The following is a 19420-nucleotide window of genomic DNA, read 5'->3' on the forward strand; positions in this document are numbered from 1 at the left end:
GGAAGCGTCCACATCCGGCCGGCCGCCACCAAGGTGCGTCTTCCTCCGCACCGACCGCTCCGGGCGACCGGGCGACGTTCCCCGTCGCGCGACCGCCCGCCCCGGCCACACGCGGAGGAGAGACCCATGCCGACCAGTCCGGCCCAGGCGCCCACGGTGCCCGCGCACGTGCTGCCGCACCGCACCCCCGCCCAGTTGCTCGCGGTGGCCCGCGACGGGCTGGCCGAGGCCGCCCGCACCCGTCCCGACGGCCTCCGGTACGCCGCCGCCCACCTCGCGGCGCTGCGCGCCGCCGCCGCCGTGCTCGCCGCCCGGGCCCGTCCCGCGCCCACCCGCCGGCACCGGATCACCAGCGTCTGGGTGCTGCTCGCCACCGTCGCCCCCGAGCTGGACGAGTGGGCCGCCTACTTCGCCGCCGGCGCGAGCAAGCGGGCCGCCGCCGAGGCCGGCATCCCCCGCGTGGTCACCGCCCGCGAGGCCGACGACCTGCTGCGCGCCGCCGAGGAGTTCGTGACGGTGGTGGAGACCGCGCTCGGCCTGGCCCACCAGCCGGCGCTCGACGGACTGCCCCGCCCGCTGCGGCCCGGTGCCTCCGGCTCCCCGCCCCGGCCCGGAGCAGCCGCCGCCTGATTCGTGGCGCCCGGCCGCCACCGGCGGGACCCCGGGTGGCCGGGCGCCGCACCCACGGCACACGCGTGCCGCGCACGACACGATCCACAGCACCATCCACGGGCGGGCCCGTGGCGAAACACGACGGGGGGTTGGTCCGATGGCGGGCCGCATGGTGGTCGGTTCCGCCGCCCTGGCCGATCTGGTCCGTCCGGCGAGCGCGCCCGACCCGGCCGGCGGCCACCGGGTGCTGCCCGTCCGGGCCGAGTTGACCGGGCTGCTGCCCAACCGTGGCCTGCGCCGTGGCAGCACCGTCGCGGTCGGCGCCGGCCAGCCCCGGCGCAGCGGTGCCACCTCGCTGATCCTCGCGCTGCTCGCCGAGGCGTCCCGGGCCGGTTCGTGGTGCGCGGTGGTCGGCGTACCCACCTTCGGGGCCGGCGCCGCCGCCGAGGCGGGCATCGCCCTGGACCGGCTGGCCCTGGTGCCCGACCCCGGGCCGGAGTGGCCCACAGTGGTCGCCGCGCTCATCGACGGGGTCGACGTGGTGGTCACCGCCGTGCCGGCGACCGTCTCCGCCTCGGTCGCCACCCGGCTGGCCGCCCGCGCCCGGCAGCGCGGAAGCGTCCTCGTCCCGTACGGGCGGTGGGACGGCGCGGACGTCACGCTCCAGGTGGTCCGGGGCGTCTGGCAGGGGCTCGGCGCCGGTCGCGGGCGGCTGCGCCGCCGCGAGGTGACCGTCTCGGCCCGGGGCCGGGGTGCCGCCGCCCGCCCCAAGGAGATCAAGGTGTGGCTGCCCGGCGACGAGCTGACCCGGGTGATACCCCGTTCGGCGGGGCTCGGCGTCCCGCCCGCCGCGTCGTCGCGCCGGCTGCGCGTGGTGGCCCCACCCGCCCGTACGCTCGCCGCGGCCGGTCCGGCGTGAGCGGCGAACCGCAGCGGACGCTGCTGCTCTGGTGCCCGGACTGGCCGGTCCTCGCCGCCGAGATCGTCGACGGGGTGCCCGCCACCGACCCGGTCGTGGTGCTGCACGCCAACCGGGTGATCGCCTGCTCCGAGCGGGCCCGCGCCGAGGGCATCCGGCGCGGGCTGCGCCGCCGCGAGGCGCAGGGGCGCTGCCCGCACCTGACGGTGGTCGACCACGACCCCGGGCGGGACGTGCGCGCGTTCGAGCCGGTGGTGGCCGCCGTGGAGGAGGTGGTCGCCGGCGTCGAGGTGATCCGGCCCGGCGCCTGCGCCACGGCGGCCCGGGGGCCGAGCCGCTACCTCGGCGGCGAGGAGGCGGCGGCCGAGCGGATCGTGGAGCACGTCGCGCAGAGCTGCGCGGTGGAGAGCCAGGCCGGCATCGCCGACGGGGTGTTCGCGGCCGGGCTGGCCGCCCGGGAGGGCCGGATCGTGGCCCCCGGCGGCACCCGCGAGTTCCTGGCCGCCCGGCCGGTCGAGGCGCTCGGCCGGCCCGCGCTGGCCGACCTGCTGCGCCGGCTCGGCGTCCGTACCCTCGGCGACTTCGCGGCGCTGCCGGCCGGGGACGTGCTGGCCCGGTTCGGTTTCGACGGGGCGCTGGCGCACCGGCTCGCCGGTGGCCGCGACGACCGTCCGCTGGCGGTCCGGCAGCCGCCCGCCGACCTGACCGTCACCGCCGACTACGACGAGCCGGTCGACCGGGTCGACGCCGCCGCGTTCGCCGCCCGCATGCTCGCCGAGCGGCTGCACGAGCGGCTGGCCGGGTACGGCCTGGCCTGCACCCGCCTCGGCATCGAGGCGGTCACCGCGCACGGCCAGGAGCTGCACCGGGTGTGGCGGCACGACGGCCTGCTCACCGCCGCGGCCATCGCCGACCGGGTCCGCTGGCAGCTCGACGGCTGGCTCTCCGGCAGCAACGGCCGGGGCGGGACGCGTCCGGCCCGGCCCACCGCCGGAATCGTCCGGTTGCGGCTGGTGCCCGACGGGGTGCTCGCCCAGGCGGGCCTGCAACCCGGGCTGTGGGGGGAGACCGGTGAGGAGCGGGAACGGGCGCACCGGGCGCTGAGCCGGGTGCAGGGCATCCTCGGCCCCGAGGCGGTGGTCACCGCCGTGCTCGGCGGCGGGCGGTCCCCGGCCGACCAGGTGCGCCTGGTCCCGTGGGGCGACGAGCGGGTGCCCGCCCGCCCCGGCCCGCCACCCCTGCCGCCCGCCTCTCCCGCCGCCGCGCCACCGGTCCCCGCCGGTTCGGTGAGCGGCGTGACGCCGTCGCGCCCGGCCGCCGGGGCCGCTCGGGGTGCCGCGTCCGCCCCTGTGGTCGTACCCCCGGGGGGCCGTGCGGGGCGGCGGGCCGGGCGGGGCCGGGCGGTGGCCGAGCCGCCGTGGCCGGGCCGGATCCCGCCACCGTCGCCGGCCGTGGTGCTGCCCGCCCCGCTGCCGGCCGACGTGCGCGACGCGGCCGGGGAGCCGGTCGTGGTGAGCGCGCGACTGACGGTCAGCGCGGCACCGGCCCGGCTCATCGTCGGCGACGGGCGCCCGGCCGAGATCACCGGCTGGGCCGGCCCGTGGCCGGTGGACGAGCGCTGGTGGGCGCCGGCCGAGGCGCGCCGCCGGGCCCGGTTCCAGGTGAGCCTGGCCGACGGCGCCGCCCTGCTCCTCGCGGTCGAGGGCGGCCGGTGGCTGGTGGAGGCGATCTATGACTGAGAGCCGGGCGAGATCTTGGTACGAAAGCGCCCCTCCAGGGGCCGTTTCGTACCGAGATCTCGGGCGGTCGGGTGGTGGGCGAGGCGGGCGTCGGTGAGCTTCCACAACCCGAAGATGCCGTGGTCCAAGCTGGAGCAGGTGCTCTCCGGCCGGGCCGGGGGCGAGCGGCACCTGCACGTGGTCGACCCGCTCGCTGTCGACGCCGACGGCGGCGACTCACCGGCCTGGAGCCGCAAGCGCCAGGAATACCAGCCGCCGGAGCTGGACCGCCCGGACGGCGTGGTGCCGTACGCGGAGCTGCACGCGCACTCCAACTTCAGCTTCCTCGACGGGGCCAGCCACCCGGAGGAACTGGCCGAGGAGGCGGCCCGGCTCGGGCTCACCGCGCTCGCCGTCACCGACCACGACGGCTTCTACGGTGTGGTGCGCTTCGCCGAGGCGGCCCGCGCGCTGCGGCTGCCGACGATCTTCGGCGCGGAGCTGTCCCTCGGGCTGCCCGGCCCGCAGAACGGCGAACCCGACCCGCTCGGCCGGCACCTGCTGGTGCTCGCGCACGGCCACGAGGGGTACGCGCGCCTGGCCGCCACCATCTCCCGGGCCCAGCTGCGCGGTGGGGAGAAGGGCCGCCCGGTCTACGGCGAACTGGAGGAGATCGCCGCGGAGCTGCGCGACCACGTGCTGGTGCTCACCGGCTGCCGCAAGGGGCACGTGCCCGCGGCGCTGCTCACCGAGGGCGTCGACGCGGCCGCCCGGGAACTGGACCGGCTCACCGCGCTGTTCGGCGCGGAGACGGTGGCGGTGGAGCTGACCGACCACGGCCACCCGGTTGACGCCGACCGCAACGACGCGCTCGCCGACCTGGCCGCCGCGGCCGGGCTGCCCACCGTCGCCACGAACAACGTGCACTACGCCACCCCGGGACGGCGTCGGCTGGCCACCACCGTCGCGGCGGTCCGGGCCCGGCGCAGCCTCGACGAGATCGACGGGTGGCTGCCCGCCGCGGCCACCGCCCACCTGCGCAGCGGCGCGGAGATGGTGGCGCGGTTCGCCGCGTACCCGGGGGCGGTGGCGCGGGCCGCGGAATACGGTGCGGAACTCGCCTTCGACCTGCAGCTCGTGGCGCCGCAGCTGCCGGCGTACCCGGTGCCGCCGGGGCACACCGAGATGAGCTGGCTGCGCCGGCTGACCATGGACGGCGCCCGCGAGCGCTACGGCCCGCCCGAGGCGCACCCGGAGGCGTACGCGCAGCTGGAACACGAGCTGCGGATGATCTCCGACCTCGGTTTCCCCGGCTACTTCCTGGTGGTCTACGACATCGTCGCGTTCTGCCGCGCGCAGGACATCTACTGCCAGGGCCGGGGGTCGGCGGCCAACTCGGCGGTCTGCTACGCGCTGCGCATCACCAACGTGGACGCGGTCCGGCACCGGCTGCTGTTCGAACGCTTCCTCGCCCCGGAACGCGACGGGCCGCCCGACATCGACGTGGACATCGAGTCCGACCGCCGGGAGGAGGTGATCCAGCACGTCTACGCCCGATACGGCCGGGAACACACCGCCCAGGTCGCCAACGTCATCTCGTACCGGCCCCGGTCGGCGGTGCGGGACGTGGCGAAGGCGTTCGGCTTCTCACCCGGCCAGCAGGATGCCTGGAGCAAGCAGATCGACAGGTGGGGTTCGGTCGCCGCGGTCGACGTGGCGGACATCCCGGAGCAGGTGGTCGCGTACGCCAACGAGCTGCAGACCTTCCCCCGGCACCTGGGCATCCACTCCGGCGGCATGGTGATCTGCGACCGGCCGGTGATCGAGGTGTGCCCGGTGGAGTGGGGCCGGATGCCCGGCCGCAGCGTGCTCCAGTGGGACAAGGACGACTGCGCCGCCGTCGGCCTGGTCAAGTTCGACCTGCTCGGCCTCGGCATGCTCTCGGCGCTGCACTACGGCTACGACCTGATCGGTTCCCGGCTCGACCTGGGCGACATGACGCTGGACGACCCCGAGGTCTACGACATGCTCTGCCGGGCCGACTCGGTGGGCGTGTTCCAGGTGGAGAGCCGCGCCCAGATGGCCACGCTGCCCCGGCTCAAGCCGCGCGAGTTCTACGACCTGGTGGTGGAGGTGGCGCTGATCCGGCCCGGCCCGATCCAGGGCGGCTCGGTGCACCCGTACATCAGGCGCAAGAACGGCCAGGAGCCGGTCACGTACGCGCACCCGCTGATGCGCAACGCGCTGGAGAAGACGCTCGGCGTACCGCTGTTCCAGGAGCAGCTCATGCAGCTCGCCATCGACCTGGCCGGGTTCGACGCGGCCGGTGCCGACCAGCTGCGCCGGGCCATGGGGGCGAAACGGTCGGTGGAGCGGATGGCGCAGATCGCCGACCGGCTCTACGCCGGGATGGCCGAGCGGGGCATCACCGGCGAGCTGGCCGACGACGTCTACCGCAAGCTCACCGCATTCGCCAGCTACGGCTTCCCGGAGAGCCACGCGATGAGCTTCGCCTACCTGGTGTACGCCAGCTCGTGGCTCAAGCGCTACCACCCGGGCCCGTTCCTGGCCGCGCTGCTCAACGCCCAGCCGATGGGTTTCTACTCGCCGCAGACGCTCGCCGACGACGCCCGCCGGCACGGCGTGGAGGTGCGCCGGCCGGACATCAACGCCAGCGGCGCCAAGGCGGTGCTGGAGTCCACGCCGGAAACCCGGTGGGGCAGCGTGCCGGGGGAGCCGCCGCACGCCTGGGGGCTGGGCGGCCCGGCGGTACGGCTCGGGCTGGGCAGCGTCCGTACCCTCGGCGAGGACGTGGCCGAGCGGATCGAGGCGGAACGCGCCGCGCACGGGGCGTACCGGGACATGCCGGACCTGGCCCGCCGCGTCGGTCTCACCGCCGCGCAGCTGGAGGCGCTGGCCACCGCCGACGCGTTCGCCTGTTTCGGGCTGACCCGGCGGCAGGCGCTCTGGGCCGCCGGCGCGGCGGCCCAGGACCGGCCCGGCCGGCTACCCGGCACGGTGACCGGCGCGGACCCGCCCACCCTGCCCGGCATGGCCGCGGTGGACCGCCTGGTCGCCGACGTCTGGGCCACCGGCCTGTCCCCGGAGAGCCACCCGGCCCGGTTCATCCGGGACCGCCTCGACGAACTGGGCGCGGTGCCGATCGCCCGCCTCGGCCAGGTGCCACCCGGACAGCGGATCCGGGTCGGCGGGATCGTCACCCACCGGCAGCGCCCGGCGACCGCCGGCGGCGTCACGTTCCTCAACCTGGAGGACGAGACCGGGATGCTCAATGTCACTTGCTCCCCGGGGTTGTGGCAGAGATACCGTCGAGTCGCCCGCACCAGCGGAGCACTCGTGGTGCGGGGCCGGCTGCAGCGGCACGAGGGCGTCACGAACCTCACCGCGGACCGGCTGGACGCGATCGAGCCCCCCGTCACACCGGCATCCAGGGATTTCCGTTGATGGAGTGATCCACATTACGGTTTCTCCGAGCCGGAGGCGGGAGACTCCCGACGCGGGTGGGCAGAGTGGCCCACCCGGGGTATGGGGGATGAACCGATGACCTTTCACCGCACGAACGCCGGTGGCGTGGCCAACGCCCGACGGACCCGCCTCGGCGCCGACTGGGCACCCACCCACGAGGCCGAGCCGCGGGAATACCAGGTGACCGACGGCCCGGTGGCCAACCACCAGCGTTCCCGCGCCGAGGACGACCCCGCCGGCGGCGGCGAGTCCTGAACCCGGGCCGGGGGGTGACTAGGCTCGGCGCGTGGAGCAGATCCGAACCCTCACCCCCCGCACCGCCGTCATCTGGTCGGTGCTCCGGGCCGAGCTGGACCGGCGGGCCGGCGAACGACTCTCCGTGCTCGACGTCGGCGGCGGGACCGGCGGCTTCGCCGTCCCGCTCGCCGAGGCCGGTCACCGGGTCACCGTGGTCGACGCCAGCCCCGACGCGCTCGCCGCGCTGACCCGCCGGGCCGCCGAGGCCGGGGTCGCCGACCGGGTACGCGCGACGCAGGGCGACGCCGACGCGCTCACCGGACTCGTCGAACCGGCCACCGTGGACCTGGTGCTCTGCCACTCCGTCCTCGAGGTGGTCGACGACCCGGAACCGGTGATGTCCGCGCTGGTCACCGCGTTGCGGCCGGGTGGCGCGGCGAGCGTGCTCGTCGCCGGCCGGGCCGCCGCCGTGTTCGGCCGGGCGATGAACGGGCAACTGGACGCCGCCGCCGCGCTCGCCGCCGACCCGCACGGCACCACCGGCGGCCGGGACACGCTGCGCCGCCGCTACGACGCCGCCGACGCGACCGCGCTGCTCACCGCCGCCGGCCTCGTCGTGGAGGAGATCCACGGGGTACGCGTGCTCGCCGACCTTCTTCCGGCCGCGGTGGCCGACGGCCAGCAGGCCGCCCTGGTGGAGCTGGAGCGCGCCCTCGCCGCCCGGTCCCCGTACCGGGATCTCGCCGCCCAGCTGCACCTGTTCGCCCGCCGCCCGGCATGACCGGCCCGGTTCCCGATCCTGCTCCCGGCCCGGCTCCCGGCCCGCTGGACCGGGTGGTGCCGCGCTACGACGGCGGTGCCCTGACCGACGTTCTGCCCAGCGCACTGGCGCTGCTCGGCGTACCGGGCGCGGCCGACCGCCTCGGCCTGGCACCGCGCCTGGCCGGGGTACGCCGGATCGCGGTGCTGCTCGTCGACGGCCTCGGCTGGTACCAGATCCCCACCGCCGCCCCGTACGCCCCGACGCTCGCCGGCCTGGCCGCCACCGCCGGCCGGCCACTCACCACCGGCTTCCCGTCCACCACCCCGACCAGCCTGGTCAGCCTCGGCACCGGCACCCCGTCGGGCGCGCACGGCGTGCTCGGCTTCACGGTCCGGGTGCCCGGCACCGACCGGGTGCTCAACCACGTCGACTGGACCGGCGACCCCGATCCGGCGAGCTGGCAGCCGGTGCCCACCTGGTACCAGCGGGCGCGCGCCGCCGGGGTCGCGGTGACTGTGGTCAGCCGTCCCGAGTTCGCCGGCAGCGGCCTCACGCTCGCCGCCAACCGGGGCGGCGACTACCGGGGCGCGGCAGGTGTCGACGCGCTCGCCGCCCGGATGCTGGCGGCGCTCGCCGCCGGGGACGGGCCCGCACTCGTCTCCGGCTACCATCCCGACCTGGACCGGCACGGGCACCTCAGCGGCGTGGACTCCGCGCCCTGGCGGACCGCCGCCGCCGACGTGGACACACTGCTGGCCCGGCTCGTCGACGGGCTGCCGCCGGACGCCGCGCTGCTGGTCACCGCCGACCACGGCCAGCTCGACGTGCCCGCCGGGCACCGCATCGACCTGGACACCGACCCCCGGCTGCGAGCCGGGGTACGGGTGGTCGCCGGTGAGCCCCGGGTCCGCTACCTGCACGTCGAGCCGGGCGCCGAGGCCGACGTGGTGGCCGCCTGGACCGAGGTGCTGGGCCCGGCCGCGCAGGTGCTGACCCGCGCCGAGGCGGTGGCGACCGGCTGGTTCGGGCCGGTGCCCGAGGCACACCTGACCCGGATCGGCGACGTGGTGGTGGTCTGCCGGGACACGTACGCCGTGGTCGCCACCCGCTCCGAACCGCCGATGGCGTCGCGGCTGGTGGCGTACCACGGCGCGGACACCGCCGCCGAGATGACAGTCCCGCTGCTGGTGGTCCGGGGCTGACCGGGCCCGGTCCTGGCCGGTGCGTGGGGTGGCGCCCGGTGGCCGTGGGCTGGGCGGTGGGGTTGTCGGACCGGCGGGCTAGCCTGCTGGCATGGGCCGCAGCCAGTCGTTGCCCCGAGGCGGTGACCCCCGCTTCGGGCCGGACGCCGACGACACCGGCTGCACCATCCTGCACGTCGACATGGACGCTTTCTACGCCTCAGTGGAGGTGCGCCGCCGCCCCGAGTTGCGCGGCCGGCCGGTGGTGGTGGGCGGCGTCGGCCCGCGCGGCGTGGTCAGCTCCGCCAGCTACGAGGCCCGGCGGTACGGCGTCCGCAGCGCGATGCCCACCGCCCGCGCCCGTGCGCTGTGCCCCGGCGCGGTCTACCTCCCGCCCGACTTCACCGCCTACACCGAGGCCTCGCGGGCGGTCATGCGGATCTTCCGGGACGTCACGCCCCTGGTCGAGCCGCTGTCGCTGGACGAGGCGTTCCTCGACGTGGCGGGCGCCCGACGGCTGTTCGGCCGGCCCGCCGACATCGCCGCGCTGATCCGCCGCCGGGTCGCCGAGGAACAGCGACTGACCTGTTCGGTGGGCGTGGGGCCCAGCAAGTTCGTGGCGAAGCTCGGCTCCACCCGGGCCAAACCCGACGGTCTGCTCGTGGTCCCGGCCGCCCAGGTGCTGGAGTTCCTGCACCCGCTGCCGGTGTCCGCGCTGTGGGGCGTGGGGGAGCGCTCGGCGGACGCGCTGCGCCGCCTCGGCCTGCGCACCGTACGCGACCTCGCCGAAGCGCCGGCCGGCCTGCTGCGGCGGGCCGTGGGCGAGGCGTCCGCCGCCCACCTGCACGAGCTGGCCTGGGGGCGTGACCCGCGCGGCGTCACGCCCGAACAGGTGGAGAAGTCGATCGGCGCGGAGGTCACGTTCGACACCGACGTGACCGACCCGGACGAGATCCGGCGGTCCCTGCTCGCGCTCGCCGACAAGGCCGGCGCTCGGCTGCGGGCGGCCGGGCAGGTGGGCCGTACCGTGTCGCTCAAGGTCCGTTTCGCCGACTTCCGCACGATCAGCCGCTCCCGCACCCTCGCCGTGCCCACCGACACCGCCCGGGAGATGTTCGACACGGCCTGGGCGCTGTGGGGCGCGCTCGCCCCGGGCGAGCCGGTTCGGCTGGTCGGGGTCCGGATGGAAGGTCTCGCCCCCGCCGGGCAGACCCCGCAGCAGCTCACCCTCGGTGCGCCCGAGCGCGGCTGGCGCGAGGCGGAGGCGGCGGCCGACGCGGCGGCTGCCCGATTCGGGCGGTCCGTCATAGGTCCGGCCAGTCTTCTCGGCCGTCGTGATACACGACAAGTCGAAAAACCGACCCGGCCGTAGGTCGTCCCGCTTTCCGACGCGCGGGGGCCCTCGTAGACTTGCGGGTAAGCAGCCGGTTGGCTGCCACGGTCTGTCGGCCCGCCCGGGCCGACCAACGTGACCGGGGAGGAGTGCCGTGCCGCTCTCGGAGCACGAGCAGCGGCTGTTCGAGCAGATCGAGCGGTCGCTTGCCGAGGACCCCAAGTTCGCCTCGGCCGTGCGCGCCAGCGACCCGCGTTTCCACGCGCGGCGTCGCGTGCTCGTCGCTGCCGGCGTGGTCGTCGCTGGTCTGGCCCTGTTGATCTACGGTGCCGTGATCAAGATTCCCGCGGTGGCCGTGGCGGGTTTCGTCGTCATGCTGGCCTCGTTGGGCTACGCGGTGCAGTCGCACCGCCGATCCCAGTCGCCCGACCTGCACGTGGTCGGCGGCACAACGAGCCGGCGCCGTCCCCGTGGCCGCAGTGGTGGTGGTCGCCGGGGCTCCTTCCTCGACCGGATGGAGGACCGCTGGCGGCAGCGCCCGGAGGGCCACCGCTGACCGCGTCCCGCCCCTGACCCGGGGCGGGAAACCGGCGGCGCCTCCGTAACAGTCCGGCGAGCGCCGCCGGAGCGTCCTGCTGCCGGTTGCCGGGTGAGCGCGGGCGAGGGCCCGCGCTCAGTCATGCCCGCAATCGACCCCACCTCCCGCCACCCACCGGTCCCGAGTGGGTTCTCGCCGCCCCCAGCAGGCACCACACCGCCCTCACCCGCGATCTTGCACTTTCGGCGCAAACTGCAAGATCGCCGGGCCGGGCCGGGCGGTGTGTCCAGCCCACCTGATCAGCCATGCCCGGCAGGCGGGATTCGCTGCCCGTATCCCGGGAGCCGCCGTAGATCTTGGTAGGAAAGCGCCCCTATGGGGGCCGTTTCGTACCAAGATCTCGGGCGCATCCGGCCAGACGCGGTGATCAAGGAGTTTGTGTCTTCAGCGGGGCTGGATTCGGACACAATCTCCTTGATCAACGCCGTGCGGGCGGGCCGTGCGGGGCGGCGGGGAGGGCGGGTGGGTGGGTTAGCGGGTGGGGCGGTGGGCCAGGAGGCGGCGCGGGCTCCAGCGGGTCATCTGCTGCCGGACCTGACCGCTCGTGGTCACCACCCTTGCCGACCGCTCGGCCAGGGCGGCGCGCCAACGCTGCAGCACCGATGGGGGCAGCAGCGCGGCCAGCAGCCGGGTACGGCGGTCGGCGCCCGCCGCCAGCGCGCCCCGGACCGTATGCAGCGCCGGCTGCAACTCCGCGTCGGTCAGCGGGTCACGGGCGTAGCGGGCGCGTTCCTCGGCGCGGCCGAGCAGGCGTACCCCGGTTGCGGCGTCCCCCCGTTCGGCGAGTGCCTCCCGGGCCAGCCGCTCGGCGGTGGCCCGTGGGGTCTCCGTGCGGTCCACCCGGACGTGGAAGTCGACGAGCGTGTCGAGCAGCTCGTCCCAGGCGGCGTGCGCGTCGGCGCGGGCCGCCTCGGCGTCCACGCCGACGACGACCGCCCGCGTCTCGCCGCGCTGACCCGGCACCGGCAGCGCGGTTGCCGCGGGCGGGACCGCCCGGACGCGCCGGCGGCGGCGCAGCGCGGAGCGGCGCAGGGCCGGTACGGCGAGCAGCGCCAGCAGCGCCAGCGCGCCGGCCAGCCACCACGGCCAGACCGGGCTCTCCTCGGCCGGGCCGCCCTGGTTCAGCGTCAGGCCCTGGTCGGTGTCCTTGTCCAGCCGGTCCGCCTCGTTCGGCCCGGCCGACGGGCCGGCCGTGTCGGGAGCGCTGGTGCTGCCGGCCGACGGGGTGACCTCCTCGGGGGCGTCGATGTCCGGGGCCCAGGCGGAGCGGACCGAGCCGGGTACGGCCGCCGCCGGGGTGGCGTCGAAGGGCACCCAGCCGATGCCGTTGAAGTTGACCTCGGTCCAGGCGTGCAGGTTGCGGTTGGTCAGCACATACGTGCCGTTGTCGGCCTTGCTGCCGTTCGTGAAGCCGACGGCCACGCGGGCCGGGATGCCGGCGGCCCGGACCAGCCAGGCCATCGCTGCGGCGTACTGCTGGCAGTAGCCGACCTTGGTGGCGAGGAAGTCGGTGATGTCCTCCCCGCTGCTGCCGTTGCGGGTGGACAGCGCGTAGGTGAAGCCGTTGTCCACGGAGAAGTAGTCGTAGATCGCCCGGACCTTGTCGTAGTCGTTCGACTTGTCCTTCACCAGCTCGGCGACCAGTTCCTCGACGGCCGGGACGGACGGCCGCTCGGTCTGTTGCCGCATCACCGGGCTGTCCGAGGGCAGCGAGCGGGCCGCCCGCAGCGCCGCCGGGCTGAAGGTGGACCGGACGTAGTCGAACGAGTAGCTCTTGCCGCGGGCGTTGTCCCGGTTGGAGAAGACGACCTGCTGATTCGTGTCGTACAGCCAGTTGCCGTTGAGGTCTTCGGTCTTGACCGGCTCGGTGTAGACCGGCAGCAACGGCATGTTCAGGTTCTTCGTCACCTCGACTGTGGCGCGGTAGCGCTGCCGGTCGACGCCGCGCGGGGCGTCGTCCCCCGGGTCGGACAGGGACCGGGCGACCGACCTCCCGGTCGGCACGCGTGCCTGGAAGCCGCTCGGCCGCAGGTCGTCCACCACGCCCAGGCGCAGGTAGAACGGGGCCGTCTCGTTGGTACTGACCTTGACCAGCTCGATTTCCTCGCTCTGGTTGAGCTGGCCGCTGAGCGCCGCGAACAGGTCGACCCGGCCCGAGCTGCCGCCCTGACCCGGGCGCCCGTTGCCCTCGCCGGGCCCGGCGCCGACGTTGTTCAGCAGCCCGCCGGTCATCCCGGGCACTGCGAGCGGCAGCGCCACCGCCACGATCACGCCGACCACGGCGAGCCGCCGTCCGGCCGCGGCGAGCGGGGACGCCTCCCAGACGTCCACGTCACGGCCCTCGCCGGTGAACCGGCGGCCGAACCGGCGTACCCGGTCGACGTTGTCGGTGACCAGCAGCCAGAGGTAACCGGCGGCACCGACCACGAACGGGGTGGCCGGGACGCTGTCCACGTAGACCGCGACCGGCACCGAGTAGATGGCGAGCATCGGCAGGCCGGCCAGCGCCGGACGGCGCAACCCGACCGCGAGCACGTCCACCACCACCGCGACCGCACCGATGCCGAGCACCGCGAGGAACAGCAGCGAGTCGACGTCCGGCACCTTCACGCCGTACGAGCGCATGTCCTGCAACGACGTCTGCAGCAGGTCGCCGAAGTGGGCGAACGTGGCCGGGGTCGGTACGAACGCGAGCAGTTCGGTGCCGCCGGGGAAGACCCACGTCAGGCCCAGGGTCAGCCCGGCCAGCATGGCCAGCACCTGCCCCCACAGCGGCATCCGGCCCAGCCGGCTCAACGCGGCCGAGCCGGCCACCACGGCGACCACGACGGCGGCCTGGATCAGCCAGGTCCAGCGTTCGAAGATCGCCGACAGCGGGGCCGCCGACAGCAGCGTCGCCGCCGCGGCGACGAACCCGATGTTGCGGTGCGGGGTCACAGGACCATCCCTCCGGTCATCGTCGTCCGCCGGCCACCGTCTCGGCCATGGCCGCCCGCAGCGCGAAGCCCTGCGAGCCCCGCCCGGCCTGCGGCCACAGCATCGGCAGGCGGGTGCCGTGCTCCACCCCGATGACCCGCCAGCCGCTCTGCAGCAGCGCGAGCGCGGCGGCGCCGTGCGCCCGTTCCGCCTCGGTCCGGGCGTTCGGGGGCAGGTTGAGCCAGGTGTTGCTGTCGAGCAGGAACGCCACGCAGGTGGCCCCGTTGCCGCGCAGCCCGGCCAGCAGTTCCGCCTCGGCGGTGCCGAGCGTGCCGAGCAGCGCGATGATCAGACCGCCGTCGGCCCGCTGCCGGACCTGCTGCACCAGCGTGGTGATCTCGCCGCGCCGGTCCAGGTGCACGTCGGCGAGGTGGTCGAGCAGCAGACCCTCGCCGCCTGCCTCGGTGGCGCCGACGTCGGCGCCGTTGCCGGTGACCAGCCGCAGCTTGTAGCCGGCCTCGCGCAGGTGCACGGCGATGCTGGCGGCGGCCGAGACCGCCCACTCGAAGCTGGCTGTCGGGCCCTCGCCCCGGTGCCCGGCGGCGCGGGTGTCCAGCACCACCGTGGCCCGGCTCTCCCACGGCTGCTCCTCGCGGCGCACCATCAGCTCACCGGTGCGGGCGGTGGACTTCCAGTGCACCCGGCGCAGGTCGTCGCCCATCCGGTACTCCCGGGTGGCGGCGTCGTCCTCGCCGTGCACCGCCACCGAGCGGGCCCGGCTGTCGCCGCTGCCGGCGTACTCACCCGGTAGCCGGACCGACGGCAGCGGGGTGACCTGCGGGATCACCGTGAGGTGGTCGGTGCTGGGGAACGACCGGGTCAGCTCGCACAGGCCGAACGGGTCGGTCAGCCGGATCACCAGCGGCCCCACCTCGTAGCGGCCGCGCACGTCCGCGCGGACCGTGTACGCCACGGAGCTGGCCTGGTGCGCGCCGAGCCGCTCCAGCACCACCCGGGGCCGGCTGCCGAGCGCGTACGGCAGGCGGTCCTCCAGCAGCAGCGTGCCGGTGGGCAGCCGGGACAGGTTCTGCAGCCGCAGCACCACCCGGGAGCTGGCACCGACCGGCACCCGGTGCGGCTCCAGCGACCTGTTGCAGGCCAGCTTGTACCGGCTGCGTCCGACGTACGCGGCGGCCAGCAGCGGCAGAACGGCGAGCAGGACCGCCACCCGGAGCAGATCCTTCTCGCCGAGGATGCCGGCGGAGATCGCGGCGGCCACCGCGGCCGCCAGGAAGGAGCGGCCGCGGGTGGTCAGCCCACGCAGGCCGTCGCGCACGTCACGGCCTCCGCGGCTCGTACGGCCCGCGGCCGTTGTTGCCGCCGCCGGGCCGGGTGTCGTATGGCGAGCGCTGCCGGTCGTGCGGGAGCGGCAGGCGGTGCACCAGCTCGGAGACGATCGCGTCGGTGGTGCGCCGGGCCAGCTGCGCGTCCGCGGTCGGGATGATCCGGTGCGCCAGCACCGGCACCGCGAGAACCTGGAGGTCGTCCGGCAGGACGTAGTCGCGGCCCTCCAGGGCGGCCACCGCGCGGGCGGTGCGCAGCAACTGGAGCGTGGCCCGCGGGGACGCGCCCAGCCGCAGGTCGGGGGCCTCCCGGGTGGCGGTGACCAGGTCGATCGCGTACTGCTTGACGGCGTCGGCGACGTGCACCTGCCGGACGTGGCCGATCAGCCGGCGGACGGTCGCCGCGTCGGAGACCGGCCGCAGCCCGGGCAGCGGGTCGGTGGCGCCGTGCCCGTCGAGCATGGCCAGCTCGGCGCGCGGGTCCGGGTAGCCCATGGCGATGCGGGCGGTGAACCGGTCGCGCTGCGCCTCGGGCAGCGGGTAGGTGCCCTCCATCTCGATCGGGTTCTGCGTCGCGATCACCATGAACGGCGTCTGCAACTGGTAGGTGACCCCGTCGACGGTGACCTGCCGCTCCTCCATGCACTCCAGCAGCGCCGACTGGGTCTTCGGCGAGGCCCGGTTGATCTCGTCGCCGACCACCAGGTTGGCGAAGACCGCGCCGGGGCGGAACTCGAAGTCGTGCGTCTCCTGGTTGTAGACGCTGACGCCGGTGACGTCGCTGGGAAGCAGGTCGGGGGTGAACTGGATCCGCCGGACCGAGCAGTCGATGGACCGGGCCATCGCCTTGGCGAGCTTGGTCTTGCCGACGCCGGGCACGTCCTCGATGAGCAGGTGGCCCTCGGCCAGCAGCACCGCCAGGGCGAGCCGGACGGTGGCGGTCTTGCCCTCGATGACCTGCTCGATGTTGGCCACGATGGCCTCGCTGGCGGCGCGGAACTCGTCGTGCGGCAGCAGACCGCCCACCTCGTCCCAGGTCTGTTGTGTCACGGGCCTCCTCCTCGTCGCCTGGACGGCAGCTCTTTATAGAGCACCTGGACCCGCCGTTGGGTTCGCGACGCCGAGCCTCGTCTGCCGCAGAAATCTCATTGGTATCTCAGGCTAACCATGTTTGTCGTTACTGCCGACTCCCGCAGGTGGTCGGTCGGTTACGCCCGGAATATTCGCCGGACCGGGGGACCGGCCGCCGCGGGTGGAACGGGCGCGCCGCCGCCGAGGGGTGCGAGGTACACTGCCTGCATGGCCGGGTTCTTCCTGCTTCTTACCGAGCCGTGTTGATGCGCTGAACGCGCGACAGCACGGCCGCCCCTCCTGCGCGAGGGGCTTTTTTGTGCCCGCAGCAGACCGCCCACAATTCCTTCGAATCGATCCGCGCCGAGGAGACGCCATGAGTGAGGCAGCCGCACCGGCGACCGACATCCCCCCGTTCCGGTACACCGCCGCCCTGGCCGACGAGATCGAGCACCGCTGGCAGGACACCTGGGCGCGGGAGGGCACCTTCCACGCGCCGAACCCGGTCGGTCCGCTGGCCGACCCGGGCCACCCGCGCGCGGGCGCCGAGAAGCTGTACGTGCTGGACATGTTCCCGTACCCGTCCGGCGCCGGCCTGCACGTCGGGCACCCGCTGGGCTACATCGGCACCGACTGCTACGCCCGCTACCAGCGGATGGCCGGGCGCAACGTGCTGCACGCGATGGGCTTCGACGCGTTCGGCCTGCCCGCCGAGCAGTACGCGGTGCAGACCGGCACCCACCCCCGGACCACCACCGAGGCCAACATCGAGCGGTACCGGGAGCAGCTGCGCCGGCTGGGGCTGGGCCACGACGAGCGGCGGTCGGTGGCGACCATCGACACCGAGTTCTACCGCTGGACGCAGTGGATCTTCCTGCAGGTCTTCAACTCCTGGTACGACGCGGACGCCAAGAAGGCCCGGCCGATCGCCGAGCTGATCGCCGAGTTCGAGGGCGGCACCCGCGCCACCCCGGACGGGCGTCAGTGGGCCGAGCTGTCCGTGGGGGAGCGGCGGCGCGTCGTCGACGACCACCGCCTGGCGTACGTCTCGGAGGCGCCGGTCAACTGGTGCCCGGGGCTGGGCACCGTGCTGGCGAACGAGGAGGTCACCGCCGACGGCCGTTCCGAGCGCGGCAACTTCCCGGTCTTCAAGCGCAACCTGAAGCAGTGGATGATGCGGATCACCGCGTACGGGGACCGGCTGCTGGAGGATCTGGACACACTGGACTGGCCCGAGCCGATCAAGCTGCAGCAGCGCAACTGGATCGGCCGGTCGACCGGCGCGCACATCGACTTCCCGACCGCCGCCGCGCCGGTGCGGGTGTTCACGACCCGGCCGGACACCGTCTTCGGTGCCACCTACATGGTGCTGGCGCCGGAGCACGAGCTGGTCGACGTACTGACGCCGGCCGTCTGGCCGGAGGGGACGAAGGACGCCTGGACCGGTGGGCACGCGAGCCCGCGTGCGGCCGTCGAGGCGTACCGGAAGGCCGCCGCGGCCAAGACGGACGTGGAGCGGCAGGCGGACAGCAAGGAGAAGACCGGTGTCTTCGTCGGCGCCTACGCGACCAACCCGGTGACCGGCGGCCAGATCCCGATCTTCATCGCCGACTACGTGCTGGCCGGATACGGCACCGGCGCGATCATGGCGGTGCCTGCCCAGGACGAGCGGGACTGGGCCTTCGCCGAGGTCTTCGAGCTGCCGATCGTGCGGACCGTGCAGCCGCCGGAGGGCTTCGACGGCAAGGCGTACACCGGTGACGGCCCGGCGATCAACAGCGCCGCGCCGGAGCGCGGCATCGACCTGGACGGCCTGGGCGTCACCGACGCCAAGGCGCGGATCATCGAGTGGCTGGAGGCCAACGGGCACGGCGCCGGCGCGGTCACCTGGCGGCTGCGCGACTGGCTGTTCTCCCGGCAGCGCTACTGGGGCGAACCGTTCCCGATCGTCTACGACGAGACCGGGGCGCCGATCGCGCTGCCCGAGTCGATGCTGCCGGTCGAGCTGCCCGAGGTGGAGGACTTCTCGCCGAAGACGTTCGACGCCGACGACGCCGGCAGCAACCCGGAGACCCCGCTGTCGCGGCGGCGCGACTGGGTCGAGGTCGAGCTGGACCTGGGCGACGGGCCCAAGCGCTACACCCGCGAGACCAACGTGATGCCGCAGTGGGCCGGCTCCTGCTGGTACGAGCTGCGCTATCTGGACCCGACCGACTCGCAGCGCTTCGCCGACCCGGAGAACGAGGCGTACTGGATGGGCCCGCGCCGCGACGGCGACTGCGGGGGCACCGACCTGTACGTCGGCGGCGCCGAGCACGCCGTGCTGCACCTGCTGTACGCGCGTTTCTGGCACAAGGTGCTGTACGACCTGGGCCACGTGTCGTCGTTCGAGCCGTTCCGCCGTCTGTTCAACCAGGGCATGATCCAGGCGTACGCGTTCGTCGACCCGCGTGGTGCCTACGTGCCCGCCGAGGAGGTCGTCGAGGTCGACGGCCGCTGGTTCCACGGCGAGACCGAGGTCCGGCGCGAGTACGGCAAGATGGGCAAGTCGCTGAAGAACGTGGTCACCCCGGACGACATGTGCGCGGCGTACGGCGCCGACACGTTCCGGGTGTACGAGATGTCGATGGGCCCGCTGGAGGTGTCCCGCCCCTGGGAGACCCGGGCCGTGGTCGGCTCGTACCGGTTCCTGCAGCGGGTCTGGCGCACCGTCGTCGACGAGCAGACCGGCGAGCTGCGGGTCACCGACGAGCCGGCCGACGAGGCGACCCGGCGGCTGCTGCACAAGGCGATCGACGGGGTCCGCTCCGACATGGACGGGATCCGGTTCAACACCGCCATCGCCAAGCTGATCGAGCTGACGAACGGCCTGACCCGGCTGGCGCGTACGCCGCGCGAGGTGGCCGAGCCGCTGGTGCTGATGGTCGCCCCGTTCGCCCCGCACATGGCCGAGGAGCTGTGGCGCAAGCTGGGCCACGACACCTCGCTGGCGTACGCGGACTTCCCGGTCGCCGACCCGGCCCTGCTGGTGGCCGAGTCGGTCACGTACCCGGTGCAGGTCAACGGCAAGGTCCGGGGCCGGATCGAGGTGCCCGCCGACGCGTCCGAGGAGACCGTCCGCGCGGCGGCGCTGGAGGCGGTCGCCGGCACGCTGGCCGGCAAGGAGCCGCGCAAGGTGATCGTGGTGAAGGGCCGGATGGTCTCGGTCGTCGCCTGACCCGGCCGGTGGGCGTGTCCGCAAGA

Annotated in this window: 13 protein-coding genes; 10 read left to right on the forward strand and 3 right to left on the reverse strand. The window is 74.7% G+C overall.

Features of this window, described 5'->3' with window-relative positions; genetic code table 11:
* Positions 1–126 precede the first annotated feature (126 nt).
* From ACPCK6_RS26460 to ACPCK6_RS26500, 9 genes are all read left to right on the forward strand, one after another.
* Complete coding sequence (locus ACPCK6_RS26460; RefSeq protein WP_194801202.1) at positions 127–630, forward strand: SAV_6107 family HEPN domain-containing protein; 504 nt, start codon at positions 127–129, stop codon at positions 628–630.
* Between the two features lie 139 nt (positions 631–769).
* Positions 770–1531 (forward strand): DnaE2-dependent mutagenesis accessory factor ImuA', encoded by a 762-nt coding sequence (gene imuA' / locus ACPCK6_RS26465; protein ID WP_396882292.1) that lies wholly within the window; start codon positions 770–772, stop codon positions 1529–1531.
* Positions 1528–3270, forward strand: a complete 1743-nt coding sequence (locus tag ACPCK6_RS26470) for a DNA polymerase Y family protein (RefSeq protein ID WP_396882291.1) — start codon at positions 1528–1530, stop codon at positions 3268–3270. The genes imuA' and ACPCK6_RS26470 overlap by 4 nt, the downstream gene beginning before the upstream one ends.
* A 93-nt stretch (positions 3271–3363) precedes the next feature.
* Positions 3364–6714 (forward strand): error-prone DNA polymerase, encoded by a 3351-nt coding sequence (locus tag ACPCK6_RS26475; RefSeq protein WP_423482527.1) that lies wholly within the window; start codon positions 3364–3366, stop codon positions 6712–6714.
* Positions 6715–6810: 96 nt separating this feature from the next.
* Positions 6811–6990 (forward strand): hypothetical protein, encoded by a 180-nt coding sequence (locus ACPCK6_RS26480; RefSeq protein ID WP_013287622.1) that lies wholly within the window; start codon positions 6811–6813, stop codon positions 6988–6990.
* Positions 6991–7021: 31 nt separating this feature from the next.
* Entirely contained in the window at positions 7022–7753 is a 732-nt protein-coding gene (locus ACPCK6_RS26485; protein ID WP_318334933.1) for a methyltransferase domain-containing protein, read from the forward strand.
* On the forward strand, positions 7750–8937 hold the full coding sequence (locus ACPCK6_RS26490; RefSeq protein WP_423482528.1) for an alkaline phosphatase family protein: 1188 nt from the start codon (positions 7750–7752) through the stop codon (positions 8935–8937). Before ACPCK6_RS26485 ends, ACPCK6_RS26490 begins: the two co-directional genes overlap by 4 nt.
* A gap of 91 nt (positions 8938–9028) precedes the next feature.
* Positions 9029–10288 (forward strand): DNA polymerase IV, encoded by a 1260-nt coding sequence (locus ACPCK6_RS26495; protein ID WP_396882288.1) that lies wholly within the window; start codon positions 9029–9031, stop codon positions 10286–10288.
* Positions 10289–10403: 115 nt separating this feature from the next.
* Positions 10404–10805, forward strand: a complete 402-nt coding sequence (locus tag ACPCK6_RS26500) for an SCO2097 family morphological protein (RefSeq protein ID WP_128139017.1) — start codon at positions 10404–10406, stop codon at positions 10803–10805.
* 513 nt (positions 10806–11318) lie between these two features.
* Here ACPCK6_RS26500 and ACPCK6_RS26505 read toward each other — a convergent pair.
* Genes ACPCK6_RS26505 through ACPCK6_RS26515 form a run of 3 tightly spaced genes read right to left on the reverse strand, consistent with a single transcriptional unit; the run spans position 11319 to position 16156 of the window.
* Positions 11319–13784, reverse strand: coding sequence for a transglutaminase TgpA family protein (locus ACPCK6_RS26505; RefSeq protein ID WP_423482529.1), 2466 nt, complete (start codon positions 13782–13784; stop codon positions 11319–11321).
* Between the two features lie 16 nt (positions 13785–13800).
* Positions 13801–15099: a DUF58 domain-containing protein gene (locus ACPCK6_RS26510; protein ID WP_318334929.1), complete on the reverse strand. Its 1299-nt coding sequence runs from the start codon at positions 15097–15099 to the stop codon at positions 13801–13803.
* Position 15100: 1 nt separating this feature from the next.
* Positions 15101–16156, reverse strand: coding sequence for an AAA family ATPase (locus ACPCK6_RS26515; protein ID WP_013287615.1), 1056 nt, complete (start codon positions 16154–16156; stop codon positions 15101–15103).
* 397 nt (positions 16157–16553) lie between these two features.
* On the opposite strand from ACPCK6_RS26515, the gene leuS reads away from it, so the two are divergent.
* Positions 16554–19394 carry a leucine--tRNA ligase gene (gene leuS / locus ACPCK6_RS26520; protein ID WP_396882286.1) on the forward strand — a complete coding sequence of 947 codons (2841 nt, stop codon included), beginning with the start codon at positions 16554–16556 and terminating at the stop codon, positions 19392–19394.
* Positions 19395–19420: the final 26 nt, after the last annotated feature.

This window comes from Micromonospora sp. AB353 (assembly GCF_049538395.1).
GTDB classification, from domain to species: domain Bacteria; phylum Actinomycetota; class Actinomycetes; order Mycobacteriales; family Micromonosporaceae; genus Micromonospora; species Micromonospora aurantiaca.

Excerpts from the sequence above, each read along its gene's own strand:
- ACPCK6_RS26460 (WP_194801202.1), top strand. The coding sequence starts at position 127 with ATGCCGACCAGTCCGGCCCAGGCGCCCACGGTGCCCGCGCACGTGCTG.
- imuA' (WP_396882292.1), top strand. The coding sequence starts at position 770 with ATGGCGGGCCGCATGGTGGTCGGTTCCGCCGCCCTGGCCGATCTGGTC.
- ACPCK6_RS26480 (WP_013287622.1), top strand. The coding sequence starts at position 6,811 with ATGACCTTTCACCGCACGAACGCCGGTGGCGTGGCCAACGCCCGACGG.
- ACPCK6_RS26490 (WP_423482528.1), top strand. The coding sequence starts at position 7,750 with ATGACCGGCCCGGTTCCCGATCCTGCTCCCGGCCCGGCTCCCGGCCCG.
- ACPCK6_RS26495 (WP_396882288.1), top strand. The coding sequence starts at position 9,029 with ATGGGCCGCAGCCAGTCGTTGCCCCGAGGCGGTGACCCCCGCTTCGGG.
- leuS (WP_396882286.1), top strand. The coding sequence starts at position 16,554 with ATGAGTGAGGCAGCCGCACCGGCGACCGACATCCCCCCGTTCCGGTAC.